This window comes from Pseudomonas sp. GL-RE-26 (assembly GCF_019956275.1).
Lineage (GTDB): Bacteria > Pseudomonadota > Gammaproteobacteria > Pseudomonadales > Pseudomonadaceae > Aquipseudomonas > Aquipseudomonas grandcourensis.
In genome coordinates, this window is sequence record NZ_JAHBDI010000003.1 from 50,380 (window position 1) to 70,369 (window position 19,990).

At 57.0% G+C, this 19,990-nt stretch carries 24 protein-coding genes; 20 read left to right on the forward strand and 4 right to left on the reverse strand.

Features of this window, described 5'->3' with window-relative positions; all coding sequences use genetic code 11:
* Positions 1 to 35 precede the first annotated feature (35 nt).
* The 19 genes from KGB07_RS02045 (at position 36) to KGB07_RS02135 (ending at position 15,652) form a co-directional block, all read left to right on the forward strand.
* Entirely contained in the window at positions 36 to 356 is a 321-nt protein-coding gene (locus tag KGB07_RS02045; protein ID WP_057714287.1) for a capsid cement protein, read from the forward strand.
* Entirely contained in the window at positions 353 to 718 is a 366-nt protein-coding gene (locus tag KGB07_RS02050; RefSeq protein ID WP_223464343.1) for a hypothetical protein, read from the forward strand. The genes KGB07_RS02045 and KGB07_RS02050 overlap by 4 nt, the downstream gene beginning before the upstream one ends.
* On the forward strand, positions 711 to 1,250 hold the full coding sequence (locus KGB07_RS02055; RefSeq protein ID WP_223464344.1) for a hypothetical protein: 540 nt from the start codon (positions 711 to 713) through the stop codon (positions 1,248 to 1,250). The genes KGB07_RS02050 and KGB07_RS02055 overlap by 8 nt, the downstream gene beginning before the upstream one ends.
* The gene (locus KGB07_RS02060) at positions 1,231 to 1,791 is read left to right on the forward strand and encodes a phage baseplate assembly protein V (RefSeq protein ID WP_223464346.1); all 561 of its coding nucleotides are present in this window, start codon (positions 1,231 to 1,233) and stop codon (positions 1,789 to 1,791) included. The genes KGB07_RS02055 and KGB07_RS02060 overlap by 20 nt, the downstream gene beginning before the upstream one ends.
* A 58-nt stretch (positions 1,792 to 1,849) precedes the next feature.
* On the forward strand, positions 1,850 to 2,071 hold the full coding sequence (locus tag KGB07_RS02065) for a hypothetical protein (protein ID WP_218497384.1): 222 nt from the start codon (positions 1,850 to 1,852) through the stop codon (positions 2,069 to 2,071).
* Between the two features lie 13 nt (positions 2,072 to 2,084).
* Positions 2,085 to 2,411: a GPW/gp25 family protein gene (locus KGB07_RS02070; RefSeq protein WP_223464440.1), complete on the forward strand. Its 327-nt coding sequence runs from the start codon at positions 2,085 to 2,087 to the stop codon at positions 2,409 to 2,411.
* Complete coding sequence (locus tag KGB07_RS02075; RefSeq protein WP_223464348.1) at positions 2,408 to 3,286, forward strand: baseplate J/gp47 family protein; 879 nt, start codon at positions 2,408 to 2,410, stop codon at positions 3,284 to 3,286. Before KGB07_RS02070 ends, KGB07_RS02075 begins: the two co-directional genes overlap by 4 nt.
* Before the next feature lies 1 nt (position 3,287).
* Positions 3,288 to 3,899: a phage tail protein I gene (locus KGB07_RS02080; protein WP_223464350.1), complete on the forward strand. Its 612-nt coding sequence runs from the start codon at positions 3,288 to 3,290 to the stop codon at positions 3,897 to 3,899.
* The gene (locus tag KGB07_RS02085; RefSeq protein WP_223464351.1) at positions 3,892 to 6,201 is read left to right on the forward strand and encodes a phage tail protein; all 2,310 of its coding nucleotides are present in this window, start codon (positions 3,892 to 3,894) and stop codon (positions 6,199 to 6,201) included. The genes KGB07_RS02080 and KGB07_RS02085 overlap by 8 nt, the downstream gene beginning before the upstream one ends.
* On the forward strand, positions 6,201 to 6,788 hold the full coding sequence (locus tag KGB07_RS02090; RefSeq protein WP_223464353.1) for a hypothetical protein: 588 nt from the start codon (positions 6,201 to 6,203) through the stop codon (positions 6,786 to 6,788). Before KGB07_RS02085 ends, KGB07_RS02090 begins: the two co-directional genes overlap by 1 nt.
* 102 nt (positions 6,789 to 6,890) lie before the next feature.
* Positions 6,891 to 8,054: a phage tail sheath family protein gene (locus KGB07_RS02095; protein ID WP_223464355.1), complete on the forward strand. Its 1,164-nt coding sequence runs from the start codon at positions 6,891 to 6,893 to the stop codon at positions 8,052 to 8,054.
* Between the two features lie 12 nt (positions 8,055 to 8,066).
* A complete protein-coding gene (locus KGB07_RS02100) occupies positions 8,067 to 8,570 on the forward strand; it encodes a phage major tail tube protein (RefSeq protein WP_223464357.1) in 504 nt (167 codons plus the stop codon).
* 11 nt (positions 8,571 to 8,581) lie between these two features.
* Positions 8,582 to 8,890, forward strand: coding sequence for a phage tail assembly protein (locus KGB07_RS02105; protein ID WP_223464359.1), 309 nt, complete (start codon positions 8,582 to 8,584; stop codon positions 8,888 to 8,890).
* A 142-nt stretch (positions 8,891 to 9,032) separates the two neighbouring features.
* Positions 9,033 to 11,375, forward strand: coding sequence for a phage tail tape measure protein (locus KGB07_RS02110; protein WP_223464361.1), 2,343 nt, complete (start codon positions 9,033 to 9,035; stop codon positions 11,373 to 11,375).
* Positions 11,376 to 11,384: 9 nt separating this feature from the next.
* Positions 11,385 to 12,242, forward strand: coding sequence for a phage tail protein (locus KGB07_RS02115; RefSeq protein WP_223464363.1), 858 nt, complete (start codon positions 11,385 to 11,387; stop codon positions 12,240 to 12,242).
* Positions 12,217 to 12,423: a tail protein X gene (locus KGB07_RS02120; RefSeq protein WP_223464364.1), complete on the forward strand. Its 207-nt coding sequence runs from the start codon at positions 12,217 to 12,219 to the stop codon at positions 12,421 to 12,423. Before KGB07_RS02115 ends, KGB07_RS02120 begins: the two co-directional genes overlap by 26 nt.
* Positions 12,424 to 12,475: 52 nt before the next feature.
* Positions 12,476 to 13,510, forward strand: a complete 1,035-nt coding sequence (locus KGB07_RS02125; protein WP_223464365.1) for a phage late control D family protein — start codon at positions 12,476 to 12,478, stop codon at positions 13,508 to 13,510.
* Between the two features lie 202 nt (positions 13,511 to 13,712).
* Positions 13,713 to 14,507 (forward strand): DNA adenine methylase, encoded by a 795-nt coding sequence (locus KGB07_RS02130; protein ID WP_223464366.1) that lies wholly within the window; start codon positions 13,713 to 13,715, stop codon positions 14,505 to 14,507.
* Between the two features lie 98 nt (positions 14,508 to 14,605).
* Positions 14,606 to 15,652 carry a hypothetical protein gene (locus tag KGB07_RS02135; RefSeq protein WP_223464367.1) on the forward strand — a complete coding sequence of 349 codons (1,047 nt, stop codon included), beginning with the start codon at positions 14,606 to 14,608 and terminating at the stop codon, positions 15,650 to 15,652.
* Positions 15,653 to 15,825: 173 nt separating this feature from the next.
* Here the strand turns inward: KGB07_RS02135 and KGB07_RS02140 are convergent, their stop codons facing one another.
* From KGB07_RS02140 to KGB07_RS02155, 4 genes are all read right to left on the reverse strand, one after another.
* Positions 15,826 to 16,836: a hypothetical protein gene (locus KGB07_RS02140; RefSeq protein ID WP_223464368.1), complete on the reverse strand. Its 1,011-nt coding sequence runs from the start codon at positions 16,834 to 16,836 to the stop codon at positions 15,826 to 15,828.
* 68 nt (positions 16,837 to 16,904) lie between these two features.
* A complete protein-coding gene (locus KGB07_RS02145; protein ID WP_223464369.1) occupies positions 16,905 to 17,333 on the reverse strand; it encodes a HEPN family nuclease in 429 nt (142 codons plus the stop codon).
* A 101-nt stretch (positions 17,334 to 17,434) separates the two neighbouring features.
* Positions 17,435 to 18,418: a DUF4238 domain-containing protein gene (locus tag KGB07_RS02150; RefSeq protein WP_223464370.1), complete on the reverse strand. Its 984-nt coding sequence runs from the start codon at positions 18,416 to 18,418 to the stop codon at positions 17,435 to 17,437.
* Positions 18,419 to 18,546: 128 nt separating this feature from the next.
* Complete coding sequence (locus KGB07_RS02155; RefSeq protein ID WP_223464371.1) at positions 18,547 to 18,756, reverse strand: hypothetical protein; 210 nt, start codon at positions 18,754 to 18,756, stop codon at positions 18,547 to 18,549.
* Positions 18,757 to 19,133: 377 nt separating this feature from the next.
* On the opposite strand from KGB07_RS02155, the gene KGB07_RS02160 reads away from it, so the two are divergent.
* Positions 19,134 to 19,982: a cell division protein gene (locus KGB07_RS02160; protein ID WP_223464372.1), complete on the forward strand. Its 849-nt coding sequence runs from the start codon at positions 19,134 to 19,136 to the stop codon at positions 19,980 to 19,982.
* Positions 19,983 to 19,990: the final 8 nt, after the last annotated feature.

The window sequence follows — 19,990 nt, forward strand, 5'->3', positions numbered from 1 at the left end:
GCGGGGTTTGTTGTTTCTGTACAGGAGAAATGCGCATGTCCAAGAATTATTCGGGTCCCGGCAGCACGCTGACTTTTGTGGCGCCAGACGGTGGCGCGACGGCGGGGGTGCCGTTGGTGCTGGTTGATACGGTGGTCATCCCGATCGCCAGTGGCGTGGCGGGTGATGTCCTGGTCGGCCATCTCGACGGCGTCTGGCGCCTGCCTGCCGATGCAGCGCTGCTGCAGGGGCAAAAGGTGGCTCTGCAAGCCGGCGTGCTGGTTGATCCGCTCACGGCCACTGGTGACACGGTGCCCTTCGGCAAGCTGATGAGTGCTCCGGTCGGCGGGATTGCCGAAGCGTTGTTGATCCAGTGACCACGCTGGGCCGCTTTCGCGACGTCACGGCCCGGATGGATGCAGTGTTGGTCGATCGCCTCGGCGATCGCGCCATCAAGCCGGACGGCCTGCCGCTGTCCGGTGCGTTCTTCTCGCCTTTTGTTGGTGCGGATGTGGGCGGCAAATCGAAGAGTGTGCGCCTAGGCAATGCCATCGTGACGGATAACGTTCTGGCGCCGACCTTCACGGCTCGCGTGGTGGAGGCAATGGGCATCGAGAAAGACACCTTTCTTACCATCGATCTACCGGTGGAGCAGGGCGGTGGTCGTTACAAGGTCAGCAAGCGCGAGCCCGACGGCGCCGGCATGGTCACTTTCATACTGAGTTTGAACAATGGATGAGCTGACGACCTTACACAATGCGATCGAGGCCACGTTCCGTGCCGGCTTGCCGTCGGTGGTCAGCATCGAGGCGTTCCCCGAACTGAACGCTGAAGTCGGTCTGCCGGCGGTGTTGTTCGCCCTGACGGAAATCGGCGAAGCACCCGACAATGGCAGCGGCAAAACTTCCCTGAGCGGCCGCTTCCAGGTGTGCATCATGGTCGATTCCACCATCAGCAAAGCGGCCTTGCAGGCGGCCATTCTGGCCGCCGAGATCAGCAAGATTTTGCGCGGGCAGTATTGGGGGCTGGACTTTGTCGAAGAGGTGCAGGAGGTGCGTGCATTCCCGGACGACTCGATGCCGGAGCTGGCGCAGTTTGTGGTGTGGATCGTTGAGTGGAAACAGGTGTTCCAGATCGGCGAAACCGAATGGTTATGGGCGGTCGAGCCGCCCGGTTCCCTGTACCTGAACGTCGATGGCTGCACCGGTACCGGCAACGAAGACCACTACTTTCAGCCGGAGGACCTGGAAAATGGGGTACCCCAGCGCTGAACATGACCGGATGATCGCCGCCATGCTAATGCCCTGCGTGGTGGTCGGCGTCGATCTAAGTGCCGGCCGGGTGCGGGTCAAGGCTGGTACCTGGGTCAGTGCCTGGGTGCGTTGGCACAGCCTGGCGGCGGGCAAGGCTCGCCATTGGCGGGCGCCGAGCCTGAATGAGCAGGGCGCGTTGTTCAGCCCGAGTGGTGATCCGGCCATGGGCACGTTTATCCCGGGGCTGTATGGCAACGCTGGGGCTCCGCCGGACAACCGCGATCACGTCGAGGCGTGGTACTTCGACGATGGCGGCTCACTGGTCTACGACTGGGAAGCCGGCAGCTATAGCATCGCGTTACCCGACGGCAGCCGCGCGACGATCACGGTCGGTGGCTCGCAGTTTGACGTGACGCCGGAGCAAATCCGGGTGACGGCCAGCCAGATCACCCTGGCGGGTGAGGTGAGCATCGACGGTGCGCTGAGTGTGTCCGGCGACATCAGCGGTGCCGGCACGATCATGGACGCAGGGGGCAACAGCAGCAACCACTCGCATTGAGTGAAACATTCACCTTCAGCCCGCCGCGTGCGGGTTTTTTTATACCTGGAGTAAATCCATGACAAGCAAAACCAAAGAAGTATCAGCCGCCAGTGAGGCACCCGCGCCGGCCACGCTGAGCCTCTTTCGCGACACGCTGTACACCTCGCGGGTGCTGGTCCTGCTGGACGCTGAGCGCACCTTGAAAGTGGAAAAGGGGCAGGTTGCGGTGGCTTCGGATGACACGGTCGCGCTCGAGTATTTGCATGGTCGCAAGGATTTTGTCGCGGTCGAGGGCTGATCGAATGATCGGGATGATCGGACTGGATCGCCGCACCGGCCAGCTCATTTCCGGCGTCGATCACCTGCGCCAGTCCATCGAGGACATCTTGTCCACGCCCTTGGGCAGCCGGCGCATGCGCCCGGAATACGGCAGCAAGTTGCGGCGCTTTGTCGACCTGCCGGTGAATGACGGCTGGAAAAGTGCCGTGCAGGCTGAGGTGGCCAGCACCCTAGGCCGTTGGGAGCCACGCCTGAAGCTAGGCCGGGTGCGCGCCGTGGCCATCCTCGACGGGCGTATCACCTTTGAGCTGACCGGGCAGTACCTGGGCAGCGATGTGACTTTGGAGGTGTCCGCATGACCATGGAACTGGCGGCCCTGCCGCCGCCGCAAGTGCTGGAGGACCTCGACTTTGAGGAGGTTTACCAGGAGAAACTCGAAGCCTTCCGCCTGAGCATGGGCGACAACTGGAGCGCGGAGCTGGAAAGCGACCCGGTCCTCAAACTGATCGAGCAGGCCGCGTATGGTGCCTTACAGAACCGGGCGCGGGTCAACGACGCCGGCAAGGCCTTGCTGTTGGCGCACGCCGAGCGGGCCGACCTCGATCACCTGGCCGCCAACGTCAACCTGCAGCGCCTGGTGATTCAGGCCGGAGATCCAAGCACGGTGCCGCCGACGCCGCAGGTGCTCGAAGAGGACGATGCCCTGCGCGAGCGGGTGCAGATGTCGTATGAGGGACTGACCACCGCGGGGCCGCGCAATAGCTACATCCTGCATTCACGTAACGCCTCGGGTTTGGTGGCTGATGCCACAGCGGAAAGCCCGTCGCCGGCCGTGGTAATGGTCACCGTGCTCAGCCTCGAAGGCAGTGGTGCGGCTTCGCCTGAACTGCTGGAGCAGGTCCGGTTGCACCTCAATGACGAGGACGTGCGGCCGGTGGCCGACCGCCTTACGGTGCAGAGTGCCGTGGTCATCGACTACAACATTCAAGCGGTGCTGTATCCGCAGGCACCCGGCCCGGAGAACGAAGCCTATCTGGCCGAAAGCCAGAAACGTCTGAGCGAGTGGATCAACCCGCGTCGTCGTTTGGGGTTGGAAGTGGCGCGTTCGGGGATCGATGCGCAATTGCACATTCCCGGCATCGCTCGGGTTGAGCTGCTGGGTTGGACCGATATCAAGCCGAGCAAGGCTGAGGCGGCGTATTGCACGGGCTACAGCGTGACGCTGGGGGCCTGACATGAGCAGCCAGTTACCGCTCAACAGCACGCCACTGGAGCTGGCCGTGGAAGCGGCCAACTACGAAAACACGCTGATTCCGCTGCGTAGTTTGTACAACGCCGATACCTGCCCCGAACACTTGATGCCGTACCTCGCCTGGTCCTGGTCGGTGGACCGTTGGAACAACAACTGGGCACCGGAGGCCAAGCGCACGGCAATCCGTTCCGCGTACGACGTGCATGCGCGCAAAGGCACCATCGGGTCGCTGCGCCGGGTGGTCGAGCCTTTGGGCTACCTGATTGACGTTGTGGAATGGTTCGACACCGTGCCGGAAGGCGTGCCCGGCACGTTCGCCCTGGAGGTTGGGCTGAATGACGCCGGCATTACTGAGGAACTGTACGAGGAGCTGGCGTGGTTGATCGACGACGCCCGCCCGGTCAGCCGGCACATGACCAACCTGGCGCTCAGTTTGCAGACTGAGGGAGTGCTGGGCATTGCCGTGTGCGTGCAAGAGGGCGAAGAGATCGACGTGTACCCCCCGGCTCCGAAAGACATCGACGTGACCGGCACCTTTGGCCCGGCGCTCTGCGTCGATGAAACCGATACTTTGGACGTTTATCCCTATGATTGATAAGACCAGTCAGTTTTTTGCCATTCTCACCGCGGTCGGCGAAGCCAAACACGCCAATGCCATCGCCATGGGCCTGGACTGGATGTTTACCGAGATGGGCTTGGGCGATGCCAACGGCACCGACCCGATCCCTGACCGTCTGCAAACCGAGTTGATCAACGAATGGCGCCGGGCGCCGATCAACCAGATCCGCGTCGATGCGGCCAACCCTAACACTGTGATCACCGAACAGATCATTCCACCCGAGGTGGGCGGTGAATGGATTCGCGAGATCGGCCTGTACGATGTCGACGGCGACCTGGTGGCGGTGGCCAACTGCGCGCCGAGCTATAAACCGTTGCTGGACCAGGGCAGTGGCAAAACCCAAGTGGTGCGGATGAACTTCATCGTCAGCAGCTCGGCGAACATCGTGCTGAAGATTGACCCGGCGGTGGTGCTGGCCACGCGTGAATACGTCGACTTGGCGATCAGTGAGGCGCTGGCCAAGCTGGATCACAAACAGTCAGCGCGGGTGGCGGCCACGGGTCCCATCACCCTGAGCAATGTGCAGAACATCGATGGTATTGACGTAGCTGTTGGTGACCGGGTGCTGGTGACTGCGCAGACGCAGGCGCAAGACAACGGTGTCTACGTCGTCAGCGCCGAAGGCTGGACGCGGGCCGCCGATGCCGACAACAGCCTGGAAGTGACACCGGGATTGTTTATCCACGTCGAGCAGGGCACGACCAATGGCGACAGCCTCTGGCAGTTGGTCACCGACGCGCCGATCACCCTCGGCACCACCGGTTTGCAGTTTGAAATGATCGCGGGCGGCAACGGGGCCGGTGTGGGCACGTTTCGCAGTGTCACCGTGGACGCCCTCGGGCGTGTGATCGCCGGCACCAACCCGACCACCCTGGCCGGCTACGGCATCACCGATGCCTTGGCGGCCAGTGAGAACCTGGGCGATGTTGCGGATGTAGTCGAGGCTCGGAATAACCTCGGGCTGGGCACCGCCGCGACCGCTGCTGTGCAGGTTGATCTGCACGATGAAACGCCTGATGCGCTGATGAAGGTCGGAGCGTTCGGCTGGGGCGGGCCCGCCTATGCGGTCAGTGATGTTGACATCGGTGGCTTGAACGCGGAGACGGCCCTCTATTTCATCAGCGATGGCATAGGAGGGCCAGGAGGCGGGATCTATGAGGGTTGGGTTCGCGTCTCGGCGATTACACCAGGTCAATACGCCTTCCAGGAGATTTATGGCAATGCCGACCACACCCTACACCGCCGGGCCTTGACTGCCGGTGTTTGGGGCGAATGGGAAAGTATCTGGGACTCAACCAATCTGGTTAAACAAATCTACCCCCAAGATGACACGCCAGGCCGTGTATTGCTCACGGGTGCTTATGGCATCGGTCACGGGGGGATTGTCCTTTCCGACGGCACGGATCTAAACACAGTCACCACCGTGGGTATTTACCGGGTGAACCCCGGCCCGAACGTTCCAGAGGGCGGTCAATTCTCCCCCATGCTGGTTACGGTCAGTCAAGACACCCTCTGGCAACAAATCATCGGCTATAACACCGGTACAACTCTTACTCGTGGCGGTGTTCGGACCCCAGAGGGATTCGTATTCAGTGCGTGGGTAACAGGTTGGGACACGAGTAACTTTGACCCTGCTGCGTACCAGGCGGCACTGGGTTTCACTCCCGTGCAGCAAGGCGGGGGGGCGGGTCAAGACGCCAATAAAATCTACATCGGCTATCACAACGCCTCGGGTCAAATAAAAGTACAGGTTGATGCGCAGGATTTCGGGCATATCTGGACCCAGAGCAATTTTGATCCTGCTTCCATCTTTGCCGTCCCTGTCGGCGTGCCGTTTCCATGGCCAACCGCTACGCCACCCGACAAATGCGTTTTGATGGGGGGGCAGCCGTTCAATGTCGAGTGGTACCCGGCATTGGCAGCCGTGTATCCCAGCGGCTTCCTGCCAGACATGCGCGCCGAGTCGATTCGTGGTTTGGATGGCGGGCGCGGAATTGACCCCGACTCTGGGCGGCCCGTGTTGAGCCTTCAACTCGACACGCTACAAAACATGACGGGTGAACTCAGGCTACAGGACGATGATTCGATGTTGCTTGTGAATACCGCGACCGGCGTATTTACGGCTAGTGGTTACATGACGAGTGATATACCCGCTGCACCACGAGTCAGTACAACGGGCAACATGTCTGTAACTTTCAATCCTTCAGCCGTCGCCCGTGTGAGTACGGAAACCCGTATGCGTAACGTGGCTTACAACTACATCTGCAGGATGTATTGATGACTACTTTAGTGAATGGTTTTTTTGATGAGAGTGGGTGGATCGACGTTTACACGTTCAGTGAAACCACTGGTGAATACCTCGGAAAGAACGAAATCTATGTGAGCCGTGGCTGCGGTCTACCGGCTGGCGCAACGCTGGATGAACCACCACAAGCTTCGGAACAACAGGTGGTCGTTAGGCAGCAGGATGCATGGAGTGTCGTGCCCGACTTCCGGGGCGTGGCTTTCCGCACCACTGATGGTGCCGAGGTGATGTACTCGACGCCAGGCGAGTTACCGGCCGAGCTGACGACCTTGCCGCGACCGAGTGCGGCCTATGTCTGGAATGGTCTTGTTTGGGTATTAGATGCCGCGCTCGATCTGGCGCTACAGAGCCGGCGAGAACGATCGTGGATCGAAAATGAACTGCACTGGGCTGGCCGAGAGATCGACAAGCATCTGGATGCGGCCCCGGCTGCGCTGAACACCGAACTCGCCTGGCGCACCTACCGCAATGAACTGCGGGCGTGGCCTCTTTCGCCAGACTTTCCAGCCAGTGATAAACGGCCGTTAAAACCGGACGGACTGACCAGCACCGCGTCCTGACGCCCCGCATTGCCGGGGCGTTTTCTTTTCCATGCTGCACGTCACCGCACATCCCCACGGCCTCGCTTATGCGAGGCTTTTTCGTTTCTGGAGCATCACTCTATGAGTTTTTTTCACGGCGTCACCGTGACCTTGGTGGACACCGGCGCCCGGCATATCGCTACCCCGTCCGCGTCGATCATCGGCCTGTGCAACACCTTCACCGTGGCGCCGCCGGCGACCGCGGCGGCCAACGAATTGCTGTTGATCACCCGCGAAAGCGAAGCGGTGGCGGCTTGGGGCCCGGATGCGGCAATCACCCAGGACTGCAAGGCCATTTTCAAACGGTCCAAGGCGGTGATTGTCGCCGTCGGCGTGCCGCTGCTGGACGACCCGGCCGAGCAGCTGTCGGCGATCATCGGCGGGGTCTGGGCCGACGGCAGCCGTACCGGCATGCAGACGTTGCTCAACGGCAAAAGCAAGTTCAACGCGCAGCCACGGTTGTTGGTGACTCCGGGGTACTCGGCGACGCTGGCGGTGGGCACCGAGCTGGTGGCGCTGGGCGACAAGATGCGGGCCATGGCCATCCTCGACGGGCCGAACACCACCGACGAAGCCGCGATGGCCTATGCCGCCAACTTCGGCAGCAAACACGCCTACATGGTCGACCCGGGCGTGCAGTTCTGGGACACCGGGACCAGTGCCACGGTCAACGCACCGGCTTCGGCCTGGACTGCTGGCCTGTTTGCCTGGACCGATGCCACCTACGGCTTCTGGGCCTCGCCGTCGAACAAGGAGTTTGTCGGCATCACCGGCACCACGCGGCCAATTGAGTTTCTCGACGGCGATGCGTCGTGCCGGGCCAACCTGCTCAACAACGCCAACATCACCACGATCATTCGGGACGACGGCTATCGCCTGTGGGGCAACCGCACGCTGTCCAGCGATCCGAAATGGAAGTTCGTCACCCGCGTGCGCACGCTGGACATCGTCATGGACGCGATCCTCTACGCGCACAAGTGGGCCGTCGACCGCTCGATCACCGCGACCTACGTCAAGGACGTGACCGAAGGCCTGCAGGCGTTCATGCGCGACCTGAAAAATCAGGGCGCGATCATCAACTTCGAGGTGTATGCCGACGAGGAGTTGAACACTTCCAGCGAACTCAGCGACGGCAAGGTGTACTGGAACATTCGTTTCACCGACGTGCCGCCGGCCGAAAACCCGAACTTCCGCGTGGAGGTGACCGATCAGTGGATCACTGAAGTGCTGGACACCGCTGCCTAAGGAGGCCGCTTTATGATTCCGGAAGTGCTCTACAACACCAACCTGTTTGTCGACGGCATCAGCCTGCAAGGCGACGTGCCGAGCTTGACCCTGCCCAAGTTGACCCTCAAGACCGACGAGTACCGCGCCGGCGGCATGGACGCGCCGGTCGAGATCGACATGGGCACCGAAAAGCTCGAAGCCAGCTTCATCACCAACGGCGTGCGCCGCGAGGTGCTGAAGTTTTTCGGCCAGGCTGACCTGACCGGGTTCAACGCCTCGTTCCGCGGTGCTTTCAAGGGCCAGAAAGGTTCAGTCAAGGCGGTGGTCGCCACCCTACGGGGCAGCCTCAAGGAAGTCGATCCGGGGGACTGGAAACCGGGTGAAAAAGGCGAGTTCAAGTACGCCATCGCGGTGACCTATTACAAGCTGGAAATCGACGGCAGCGTGATGTTTGAACTCGACCCCCTCAACTCGATCCGCGTCATCGACGGCGTTGATCAACTGGCCGCTGTGCGGTCTGCCCTGGGCATGTAAGGAGCAACACCATGAGCAACGCAAAAGACAACGTCCTGCCCAAGTGGCTGCAACTGGGCGATGGCATCGCCACCGTGGCCTTGTCCCGGGCGAGCCAGGCGAATGGCATTCAGGTCGACAAACTGACCCTGCGCGAGCCAACGGTGCGCGAAATGCGCGCTGCCACCTTGCAGGGCGGCAGCAACGAAGAAGAGCAGGAGATGGTCTTGTTCTGCAGCCTGGCGAGCATCGGCCGTGCGGATCTGGAGGGGCTGCTGATGCGCGATTACCGTCGTTTGCAGACCGCCTATTTTCGTCTGGGAGCAGACGACGGGGTTTAACCCCCGCCTGCAAAAGGCCTTGGCTAAACGCTTGGCCGTCGAGCTGAATTTTTCGGCGGCCGAGATTCAGGGGCTGTCGTTTTCCGAGATGGTCTGGTGGCTCACGGACTGAGCCCATCCCCTTTGCATACAGGTACCCTGAATGGCGAATAAACTCTCGCTCGGGCTGGTGATTGGCGGCGCCGTGGATTCATCCCTCGGCGCCGCCTTCAAGAACGTCAGCGGCGAAATGAAAAAGCTTGAGGCGCAAACCACCCGCGCCAAGGGCTTGCAGAAAGTCATCGGCGAGACCATGCGTCTACGCGATGAATGGAAAAAAGCCCACGACAGCGGGGCGGCCAATGCCGACGCCTTGCTGCGCAAACTGGAAACCAACACTAACAGCCTGCGTAAGCAGGGTGTCGAAGTCGGGCGCCTGCGTCAGGAGTATCTGGCGCTGGGCAAGGTGGTGCGCGGTGCCGAGTTCAAAGCCAAAGGCATGGGGCAGGTCGAAGAGGGGCGGGAGAGCCTGCGCAGCGGATTTGGCACGGCGGTGGCCGGTACCACACTGGCGGCAGTGCCGACCAAGGTCAGCGCGGATTTTCAGGCGATCATTCGCGACATCGCGATCAAGTCCGGTACCGCCAACACCCAACAGGAAGTGGACACCGCTCGGGATATCGTCCAGACCTCAAAAGACACTGGCATGGCCAACACCCAGGTGGCGGACCTGGTGAATCAGTTGGTCGGTGGCGGCATGGATCTGACCGAAGCGCTGAAGTACGCCCCGGTGGCTGCCAAGTTTGCAGTCGGGCAGGGCGCGTCGGGCACCGACACGGCGAAGATGATTCTGGCGATGCAGAACAACGCCAAGATCACCGACCCGAAAAAAATGGAACAGGCCTTGGCGTCGGTCGCGTTGCTGGGCCAGCAAGGCAGCTTCGAAGCGGCCGACATGGCCAAGTGGTTTCCGGAACTGTTGGCGCAGATGGCCAGCAGTGGCATCACCGGTCAGGATGCGGTGACTCAGCTGGGCGCCATGCTGCAGGTGCAGATCAAGAGCGCCGGCAGTGCCGATGAGGCGGCGAACAACCTGAAAAACTGGGTCGCGAAAATCGGTTCAGGGGAAACGGTCAAAGGTTATGCCGATGCCGGGATCGACTATCAGGGTTCGATGAACGCCGCCATTGCCAAGGGCCTGTCGACCTTTGAAGCCAGTTTTGAGCTGGCGCGCCGGTATGTGGAAAAGACCGACCCGAAAAAGGCCAAGCAGCTGAATCAGGGGCTGACCCAGATCAGCCAGGAGACGGACCCGGCCAAGGCGCAAGCGATGGCCGATGCCCTGGCCGCCACTTTGCGTACCGGCGATCTGTTTGCCGACATGCAGGTCAAGACGGCCCTGATGGCGTACACCCAGAACAAAAAATTCTACGCTGAGCTGAAAAAAGGCGCTTCGGACCCCGACGGCCCGCGCAAGGACATTCTCGACAAAAACCTGAACGAACGTCGCGAGAGCTCGTCGCAACGTTGGGCCGAAACCGGTCAGGCGTTCAACGATTCGCTGCGGGCCATCGGGGATGCCCTGCGTCCGGCGACGGATGCGCTGGCCACCGGCATCGGCGCGGCAGCGCGTGGTTTGACCGCCTTGTCCGAGGAAACACCCAAGGTGGTGCTGGGCCTGGCGGCGTTGAGTGCCGGAGCCTTGTTGGCGGGCAAGGCCTGGGCCGCGCTGAAGATCGGGCGGGGCCTGGTGAACATCGCCCGTGGTTCGGCCGGCGACCGGTCCAACATCGTGCAGCGGGTATTCGTGACCAACGCGAATGACGGCGATGATGGCGGGGTGGATCACGATTCAGGTCGAAAGAGAAAAGGCCCTGCAAGTCGGCCGTCCCGTGGCATGAAAGTGGGTGGGGCGCTGGCGGTGGTCGGTGCCGGCGTTCAGGTGTTGGACACTTACCAGAATGCGACCACTCGCGATGAAATGGCCGAAGGCTACGGCGAGGCGGCGGGTGGGCTGGCCGGTGGATTGGCTGGCGCCGTCGCCGGTGCCGCTATCGGTTCGGTCATACCGTTGTTGGGCACCGCAGTGGGCGGAATGATCGGTGCCTGGCTCGGGGCGATGGGCGGCGGTGACGTGGGCGCGACCATGGGCAAGGCGTTGTTTGGCGGGCCGGACACGCCAATCGTACCCAAAGCACCGCTGGGCCTCTTTCCTATGCCCGCCGGCCAGGGGGTTGGCGCGGTCGTGCGCTCGATGGACAACGCCCCCGCCGCGCCGGTCACGGCGGCGGCATTGATGTTGAGCACCGCGGCTAAGACACCCGAATGGCCGAAGGTCGATCAGCAATTCACCTTCGCCCCGGCCCCGGTGTTTCAGGTGCACGGCGATGTGAAAGACCCGGCACAGTTGGTCCAAGAATTGATGCCGTACCTGCGCCGTCAGTTTGAAGACTTCGCCCGGGAAGCACGTGCCCGGCAGTTGTTTGATGCACCCCACGTGGGTTGAGGACGTGAAATGGCGGATGAAAAAACTTATCTGGAACACCTGCAAGGCGGGCTGAAGTACATGGTCGACGCCGGTGAAGCTGGCCGCACTGACCTCGAGTCGATGACTGGGCCCATGAATGGCGCGCTCAATGAAATCAGCGGGGCGGCCGATGCGTTGGAAGGTCTGCCCTTTATCAGCGAGGACCTGAGCGACAAGACCCGGCGTCTGCAGGATGCGATCAACTCGGCGCAGGCCAAGATTGGCAAGGTCGCCAGTTACTACAACCAGACCCAGCGCGCGCTGGCCCAGTTTGAGGAGCACTTTTCCGCGCTGACCGAACAGGTCGGCCGGTTTGGTGCGGCATTCAACAAGGTGGCCGGTAAGGCCAATGCTGCGTTGGGCAACATCCTGCCCACGGAGTGGTTTGCCGGCGACATGACGCCGATAGCCGACGCGGTGAAGCCGTTCCCACACCTGCTGATTCTCTACCCGCTCAAGGCCAATGAGCGACCGTATTACTTCAACCTGGACACCGCCGCGTTTGACGAACTGCGCCGGCAGACGTCGTTTCGCTGGGCCGCGCAGGAACGCCTGACGCGGCGCCCGGCGCAGCAGGCGGTGGGTCTGGGGGAGGAAAAAATCACCATCAAGGGCGCGATCTACCCGAGCTTCAAAGGCGGGCTGAAGCAGCTGGATACGCTGCGCAGCATCGGCGCCAAGTTGCTGCCACTGAATCTGATTACCGGTTATGGCGAGGTGTTGGGCAACTGGTGTTTGACCACTATCGAAGAAGAGCAAAGCGCTTTGTTGCCCGGGGCGATCCCGCGCAAGCAGGGCTTTTCATTGGAGTTTGTCCGCTATGGCGATGACCTGCAGAACAGCTGACGGGGATCTGCTCGACACCCTGTGTCACCACTATTACGGCCACCTGAACCGCAGCGTCGAGGCGGTGCTGGCAGCCAATCAGGGCCTGGCCGATGAACCGCAGCCGTTCCGGGCCGGTGTGCTGATCAGGCTGCCGGACCTGGTGGTCGAGACTGACTGCGTCATTTCGTTGTGGGATTGATCCCGTTACCCAGCCCGCCGAGTGCGGGCCTTTTTTTGTCTGAGGTGCCGACATGCAACCACTTTTCCGCATCGTCGCCGACGGCGCCGACATCACGGCCTTGATCAATGATCGACTGGTCTCGCTGCAGCTATCCGATCGGCCCGGCATGGCCTCGGATTCGTTTGAGCTGCGCATTGATGATCGCGACGGGGCAGTGTCGCTGCCCGTGCGTGGCGCCAGTATCGAAGTCTACCTCGGTTATGCCGGCGCTGACCTGACCCGCATGGGGCGCTACACCGTGGACGAGGTGGCCGTCTCCGGCCCACCGGACACGCTGGTGATCAGCGGCAAGGCCAGCGACATGCGCGGCAGCGGCAAGACCACGCGCAGCGGCAGTTGGGAGGATGTCAGCCTGGCGCAAATTGTGGGTGACGTCGCCGCCCGCAATGGCTGGCAGCCGTCATGTTCGGTCGACACCCGGGTGCCGCGCATGGATCAGCTCAATGAATCCGACTTCAATTTCATCACCCGGGTGGCCAAGAAGCACGACTGCACCGCCAAGGTGGCCGACGGCAAGCTGCTGGTCTTGCCGCGACAGGGCGGGCAGAGCGCCAGTGGCAAGGCCTTAGGTGTGATCACCTTGCAACGCAATGACGTGACCCGCTGGCAGTTTCGCTTGAGCGACCGTAGTGCGCATCAAGGTGTCAGCACCCAGTACCAAGACTCGGCCAGCGGGGAATTGTTGGTCTCGCACCTGGACAATCCCAACGTGCCCGAAGGCATGCCACCGGTGCACACCGATCGCCATCTCTACCCGGACCGCACGGCCGCTGATGAGGCCGCCAAGGCGCGTCTGGCCGCGTTCAACCGATCCACCGCCTCGGTGCGCCTCGACCTGCCCGGGCGTACGGACCTGTTTGCCGAAATCATGATTAAGGCGCAAGGCTTCAAGCGCGGACTCGATGGTGAATACCTGGTGGAGTCGGTGGATCACACCTTCACCCCGTCCGGGTGGACGGTGTCCGTTGAGTGCAATGGCGGCAAGGAAGGCAAGGCCAAGGCGTCAGGGAAGCCACAGAAAGTAGTGCTTGAGGTGCCAGGTTGATTACCCTGACGCGTGATCAGTCACAGGTCGAAGAGGTTTCAACCCAGAAATAAAAGGAGCGGCCAGTCTGGATGCGTCAACACCCAGCCTGGCCACCGTCCCCGCAGATTGTCCCTGCAAGTCCCGCCAAGGCTCCTGCTCTGTGCACAAAGCAGAGTGAGCCTAGCACCTGTTTATTTATACAGTAAAGGTCTTGCTATCTATGTCTTCACCCATCATCCCTTGGATGGGCGGCAAACGCCGCCTGGCCGATCGTCTTATCCCGCTTTTTCCACCCCACGAATGCTACGTCGAAGTCTTTGCCGGCGGCGCCGCGCTGTACTTCATGCGGCCCCAGGCGGCACCCGTCGAAGTGCTCAACGACATCAACGGCGACCTGGTGACGCTGTACCGCGTGGTGCAGAACCACCTCGAAGAGTTCGTGCGCCAATTCAAATGGGCGCTCAGCTCGCGCCAGGTGTTCGAGTGGCAGAAGATGACCCGTCCGGAAACCCTCACCGACATCCAGCGCGCCGCCCGATTCTTCTACCTGCAGCACCATGCCTTCGCCGGCAAGGTCTCTGGGCAGACCTTTGGTACCGCCACCACCACCCCATCGATCAACCTGCTACGGATCGAGGAAAACCTCTCGGCTGCCTGGCAGCGCCTGTCCGGCACTTACGTCGAGCATCTGCCTTGGCTGGAATGCGCCGAGCGCTATGACCGGGCCCATACCTTCCATTACATGGACCCGCCGTACTGGCAGACCGCCGGCTACGGGGTGGATTTTCCGTTTGAGAACTACGAACGCATGGCCGACTTCATGCGCCGCTGCAAAGGCAAAGTGATGGTCAGTATCAACGATCACTCGGACATCCGACGCGTTTTCGAGGGTTTTCACTTTGAAATCCTGGACATTCGCTACTCTAATACTAACCAACGGCAAGGTAAGGCTGAGGTGAGCGGAGAGTTGGTGATCATGAACTGGGAGCCGGCAGCGTTGGGAGGATTGTTCTAACATATCGGTTGTTAGTTGAGTATTATAGTTATGAAGGGTGGTAAGAAAATACACTTTTCTGGATGGTTAGGTTTTTGTTTGTTTAATAGGGGGGGTGTATGGTGGGTGGTATTTGGCTTTTTTTAACAATCTTGATTCCAGTTACTGTGTCGGTATTGGTTGTTGCTTCGTTCGCTGGTGAAGGGGAATGGGGTAGTGGGAGACTGAGCTCCGTATTTAGTCTGGACACTAGTAAGGGGCTGGTTCATCAGGGCTGGCTCTGGTTGGTGGTTATCGTGCCTCTAGCTGTAGCAATTTCTTTAGGTTTGTGGGAGTGGCCAAGCTATGAATTTGAAATGTCATCGGATGGATATAAAAAATTTATAGAAATTAGTATTTTGCCTTTGGCTGTAATGTCTCTTGCTCTTCCTTTGGCAGGCTTGATTTCAAAATTTCACTCGACGCAGCAGACTGCAAAGCAGATCGAGGTTGTCAGCTTTAAAAATAATCTTGATGCGTTTTATACTCATAGAAAGGAACTTATATCATACTTTTCTGCTATGAATCCTGTTGAGTATTTGGGGGTGCTCGAATTTAAATATGATCTGCATCCTGTGCTGCACGTGCGTTTTTTTAACGGTACGCCCGAGAAGGGCTGGCCTGTGGCCAATCAAGAAACATTTAAAAGTGTTGAGAGAGGAATACTTCAGGGGGCAAAATATTTAATAGGCGTGTTGGAAGCTCGCGAAGATAGAGGTATTAGTGATTTAGACTGCTATTTGCAGGGTTGTAAGCATATTTACTTGGCTGCGCAATCACTACATATCCGTGAGATTACAAACCATCTTGCATCTAAAGGTGTGCTGATTAGGAGCGCTTCATGTGATGAAGGTGTGTATGACTTATTGACGATCGGAACGACAACGGTCGAAGTGCTTGCTGCTATCAGGTTTGCAAGAAGTTTTTACGATAATTTGTGCGACTTTTCCGGAGTCCCCCGAATGGAAATACCTGAAGGTCAAGAGATAGTATTTCTCGGAGGACAGAGGCTTTTGGCTGGGGAGTTAAAAATCGAACGTCTGCATGAGTTAGAAATTGCTGCAATGGTTCTTGACGGGTGGGCTCGTTATGATGAAAACCATCCTGTAAATTCAGAGGCAACATGAGGGGGTATTTCGCGAGTCGTCTGAAATGATGGGGAGGATTAATTCGACCCCTTGATTCATTACGTTGCCGATAGCTTTATCCACTTTGAACCACTCGAATGTTTCTGTCGGCTCATCCTAGAGCAGAACTATTTACTAGGCGCAGGGGGGGCTGCCTTACATTGATGGTGTTTCTAAGGGTGATGGATGTTGTCTTTATATGTATAGCAATCTATCGGGAGGGTCTGATTTAAATCAGAATCGAAAATTTCGACATTGATGTTTTTTTGGTCACATAATTGCTTGATCTTGCTTCTTAGGTGTTCGTTGGATAGTGACTCTTGTAATCCAAGCGTGGACTGATGTTTCTCCATGTGATAATTATGAATTATATTTGTTTTTTTGAATGGTAGCGGTGAAAGAATAATCTTGCCAATAAATGAATTCATGTTTTTGATGCGCAATTCAACATTCTGAATGTCGTTTGTGCTGCTTTGTTGGTATTTGTAGCTAAAATTAATATCCTTCCTGTCAGGCCAGAGTAGGAATCGAACCTCATTTTCATAGCTGAAATGCTTGGCTTTGGAGAAAAATGGTCTAGATAGAAGGTCCTGATCCTCAAATACGGTATGTTGATGGTCAATGTATTCAATCTTCTGAATGGAGAGATTGTAATTCTCTTTCATCTCTAGACTGTCTAATACAGCTCCGACGGTGGACTCTATACACACAGACATGCCTTGTGTTTTTTCGCATTCCGCGCAGCCATTGATATGACGGCAATTGCTCCCTGAGCTTCCATAAAGTTGCCACATTGCTTGGCACTCATGGGGAAGGTCTGTCCAGCAACTAGCATACAACCAGGAACTGACTCGCTGCAGGAAAGCGTCACCGTCAATTTTTCTTTGCGTCCCAAATAGAGATGGGAAAGTTTCGCTATTGATCTCGGCTATAATATTGAGATTTTTTGGATTGTCATTTTTGTGAGTGCCGGGTAGGAATTGAATGGCAGCGTCAAAAATCTTCAAGGAGTTACTTATTGATGGAAAGTTGGCATTGTTTATTCCACCCTCTAAGTTGTCTTCAAAGCTGTCGAATCGAGAAAAGTACATGGCCTCCGAATTAACTAGCTTCTCAAACTTGTCTAGCGACATGTATCGCTTTATTATGCTGTCTCTCGCCACGCCAATGATAGTATTTCCCATTCTGGTCATCTCCGGGGTACATTGTTAATGTTTTGAGTGGGTTGAAATTTTTGGCAAAACTTAATGTGCTATTTGTTGAGTAAGTTGGCAAGAAGTCCTCTCAAAAGGTTTTTAAGTTGATCTGCTGGGATCTTTGCCTCAAAGTCATTTCTATCTAAGAAGAAAAAACCTTCACATGGCCGGTGATCATTTGGGAAAGGTGAGACTTTGCAATGAGCGACGGCGTTTCTAAGTCGCTTTACTAATTCTCGCAAGTTTATTTCTTGTGGGATTTTGTGTGCTCCTGCATTCACAATGCAGTCTGGCCTGAAACCCCAGGATTCTAGATCTAAAAGAGACTTGTCAGGGATTAGATCCTGCATTCTCTCGTTCGGAAAAAACAGAAGTCCGATGAGAGTGTTCAGCAATTGTGTGGTTTCATACTCTCCCTCGTATGTATCAACAAGCTCTAAGCTTCTCTGCATGAAAAGCCTTTCAAAATTGTTGAAGTAACTCATGCAGCCTTCCTCCATGTAGTTCGCACATTTGCGGTGAATTTTTATGCACCATCTCGGCTGCTCTGTGGTGGGTATCGGATAAAGAGCGCCGAACGCGATTTCTACCACTTAGGCTTCGTGTGTCTCTTTCCGAACACCTGCTGATGGACTGTTATCGAACCGTTCCACCCTCGGATTTCCTTAGTTTCCAGGACAGGAGAACACTCAGCGTGTTTGAGAATCAGATCTTCTTGGCCCTGCGCTGAAGCCAGAATGGACTCGTAGGCGAAACGGCAGATTTGCTCGTTTATTGCTTTAATCAGCTCTTCGTCGTCGATCTCGGCTTGCAACAATCCCTCCTTAGCGTAGCTCTGGGCGAATGCGGTGTCGCCGACGATTGCTAGGTGAGGGCTGATGGGGAAGATCAAGGCTACTGGACCTTGGGGTAGATTCACAGTGTAGGGCAACTGTTGTTCGAAGGTGATGGACGGGTCGAACCAGATGACAGGGTTATCGCTAGTAAGGAAGGGCCGGCTGGTTTTGTTGTGTACTACGGAAAGTCCGATCACATCATACAGAGCACCCATACCTTGGAACATGTCGACCATCGCGTGGATACTACGATGCGGGTCAATGGCGACTTCCACCGTGTTTGGTAGATCTTCAAAGCCTGGAGGAGGCGTAGGGAGTTCCCCTCTGGCTTGCATCAATATCAACTGACTTTTGACGAACTGCGCATCGATACCCTCGGTGAGGTCTCTTGCGGCTGGTACACGCGCTCGTTGAAGTGACATGAACTCGAAAAGGTTGGATAGCTGATCATTTATATCCTTGTTGGCGCGAAGGTTCGCAACCGTTTCTGGCCAACCACTCTCGATTGTGCAAAAGAAGTCCTCAAGTGCGTTGTTGTCTTGGCCACCATCGGGCCTCGGCTGTGAGTAGTAATAGTTCCTGAACTGGGTGGAGTCTGGACTCTCAGGGCGAGGTTGTTGAGGGTTGTCCTTGCGGTAAACCCACACACGGCCGTTCTCGTTACAGAAGGCCTTTAGGTAGGCTTTGGGCACGAAGTGATGCCGCTTTTTATCATTCTGTTGCTTCTTTCCCATGTTCCCGGATTTCCTGTCCTTCGTCTTTATGCTGGACCTATCCTAACACTGGCAATGCAGCAGATTAGGTGTGTAGTAAGTCGATCCATTTTGTTGCGTCGACCGGTTGAATCCACAGCCGATAGTGGTCACTCCGGTGTCATCAGCATCGCGAGTGTCATCTTGATGAACTCCTCATTGCGGTCGATCGTGTCCAAGGCGCCGCGGACGTTGTCGGCGACGTCGGCCGATCCGCGCATCTCCACCCAGTTCGAAAGCTCCAGGATGGCAGCCTCAAGGGCGAGCTGGTTTTCATTGATCTTGAATAGCAGGGAAGGGAGCAGGTCTGAGTTTGGCATTGTGAATCCTCCGTGGAGTCTTCAGCGTAGCAGCAGGATTTCTCGGATGGTGATCGGGGTGTTGGCAGGATGCGGGAAAGGGTCACCTACGCATGCGACGCTAGGGTGGCCAAAACCTCGTCCAATGAAATTTTCTGCTCAATGTGTTCTGCTGCCGGAGGTGGGAAACCAGTTAGAACGAGAAAGGAACAAAGTGGAAGCTGCAGGTCTTCGAAATTGATCCTAGAATGATGAAGCTCATCGGTATGTCTTCTCGGAGCACTGTGTGTGTATGAACACCAAATGCTGAGGATTTGTCTCAGTCAACTCACTGGCGACTGGCGATCTAAGCTCAAGCAAAACGACAAACATAAACGCCTACAATTCAGGATGAATTAATGGAAGCCGAAACTGCGTGTACAAGTAGGAATATTCCACTCCCGATTCAAAGAGAAGTTCGACAGCGATGCGGATTTGGTTGCGTGATATGCGGACTACCTTTGTATGAATATGAACACATGGAAGAGTGGGCTACAGTAAAGCGTCATGTCGCAGAAGAGATCACCCTATTATGCGATCAACATCATCGGGAAAAAACTGGCGGCATGTTACCCAAAGAGATGGTAGCAGAGGCAAACAAATCCCCTTACAACTTCAAAGCTGGCGTAAAAAAACCTTACGATTTACATTTCACAGGAAAAGTGGCGGAAATCAATGTAGGGTCCAATGTTTTCACATGTGAAGATCGAGGGTATGGAACGGCTGTCGCGGCCATTGTTGTTGATAACCTTCCACTGGTTGGTTTCGTATTAACTGACGGCCACCTACTTTTGAATCTCGTTGTATTTGACGAATACAACAATAAAGTGCTTCATATAAAAAATAATCAGTTGTTTTACACCACAATCCCATGGGATATACAGCTTATAGGAACCACCCTTACAATCCGGGAAGCTCATAGAAAAATCCTTCTCGAAATTGATTTTTCACCCCCTAATAAAATTACGATAAACAAAGGGAGATTTCTTTGCAATGGCCTGGAAATACTCATACGCCCCACAAATATTCTTATCACGAACAACTCAGCACACTTCTCCGACAATCGTACAAACAACTGTCACGCGGGAATAGTAATAGGCTCTAGCGAACAATTTCCTTCCTGCGCTATAAGAATGGCTTCTGTATCGCGATACACATTCGATAGAGCTGAAGCACTAAAGTTTGAGAAAGAGTGCCAGACATCCTGACACTAGTA

Bases quoted from the DNA above. Each gene is read 5' to 3' on its own strand.
- KGB07_RS02045 (WP_057714287.1), top strand. From the start codon at position 36: ATGTCCAAGAATTATTCGGGTCCCGGCAGCACGCTGACTTTTGTGGCG.
- KGB07_RS02055 (WP_223464344.1), top strand. From the start codon at position 711: ATGGATGAGCTGACGACCTTACACAATGCGATCGAGGCCACGTTCCGT.
- KGB07_RS02060 (WP_223464346.1), top strand. From the start codon at position 1,231: ATGGGGTACCCCAGCGCTGAACATGACCGGATGATCGCCGCCATGCTA.
- KGB07_RS02065 (WP_218497384.1), top strand. From the start codon at position 1,850: ATGACAAGCAAAACCAAAGAAGTATCAGCCGCCAGTGAGGCACCCGCG.
- KGB07_RS02070 (WP_223464440.1), top strand. From the start codon at position 2,085: ATGATCGGACTGGATCGCCGCACCGGCCAGCTCATTTCCGGCGTCGAT.
- KGB07_RS02075 (WP_223464348.1), top strand. From the start codon at position 2,408: ATGACCATGGAACTGGCGGCCCTGCCGCCGCCGCAAGTGCTGGAGGAC.
- KGB07_RS02080 (WP_223464350.1), top strand. From the start codon at position 3,288: ATGAGCAGCCAGTTACCGCTCAACAGCACGCCACTGGAGCTGGCCGTG.
- KGB07_RS02085 (WP_223464351.1), top strand. From the start codon at position 3,892: ATGATTGATAAGACCAGTCAGTTTTTTGCCATTCTCACCGCGGTCGGC.
- KGB07_RS02090 (WP_223464353.1), top strand. From the start codon at position 6,201: ATGACTACTTTAGTGAATGGTTTTTTTGATGAGAGTGGGTGGATCGAC.
- KGB07_RS02095 (WP_223464355.1), top strand. From the start codon at position 6,891: ATGAGTTTTTTTCACGGCGTCACCGTGACCTTGGTGGACACCGGCGCC.
- KGB07_RS02100 (WP_223464357.1), top strand. From the start codon at position 8,067: ATGATTCCGGAAGTGCTCTACAACACCAACCTGTTTGTCGACGGCATC.
- KGB07_RS02105 (WP_223464359.1), top strand. From the start codon at position 8,582: ATGAGCAACGCAAAAGACAACGTCCTGCCCAAGTGGCTGCAACTGGGC.
- KGB07_RS02110 (WP_223464361.1), top strand. From the start codon at position 9,033: ATGGCGAATAAACTCTCGCTCGGGCTGGTGATTGGCGGCGCCGTGGAT.
- KGB07_RS02115 (WP_223464363.1), top strand. From the start codon at position 11,385: ATGGCGGATGAAAAAACTTATCTGGAACACCTGCAAGGCGGGCTGAAG.
- KGB07_RS02120 (WP_223464364.1), top strand. From the start codon at position 12,217: ATGGCGATGACCTGCAGAACAGCTGACGGGGATCTGCTCGACACCCTG.
- KGB07_RS02125 (WP_223464365.1), top strand. From the start codon at position 12,476: ATGCAACCACTTTTCCGCATCGTCGCCGACGGCGCCGACATCACGGCC.
- KGB07_RS02130 (WP_223464366.1), top strand. From the start codon at position 13,713: ATGTCTTCACCCATCATCCCTTGGATGGGCGGCAAACGCCGCCTGGCC.
- KGB07_RS02135 (WP_223464367.1), top strand. From the start codon at position 14,606: ATGGTGGGTGGTATTTGGCTTTTTTTAACAATCTTGATTCCAGTTACT.
- KGB07_RS02140 (WP_223464368.1), bottom strand. From the start codon at position 16,836: ATGGGAAATACTATCATTGGCGTGGCGAGAGACAGCATAATAAAGCGA.
- KGB07_RS02145 (WP_223464369.1), bottom strand. From the start codon at position 17,333: ATGAGTTACTTCAACAATTTTGAAAGGCTTTTCATGCAGAGAAGCTTA.
- KGB07_RS02150 (WP_223464370.1), bottom strand. From the start codon at position 18,418: ATGGGAAAGAAGCAACAGAATGATAAAAAGCGGCATCACTTCGTGCCC.
- KGB07_RS02155 (WP_223464371.1), bottom strand. From the start codon at position 18,756: ATGCCAAACTCAGACCTGCTCCCTTCCCTGCTATTCAAGATCAATGAA.
- KGB07_RS02160 (WP_223464372.1), top strand. From the start codon at position 19,134: ATGGAAGCCGAAACTGCGTGTACAAGTAGGAATATTCCACTCCCGATT.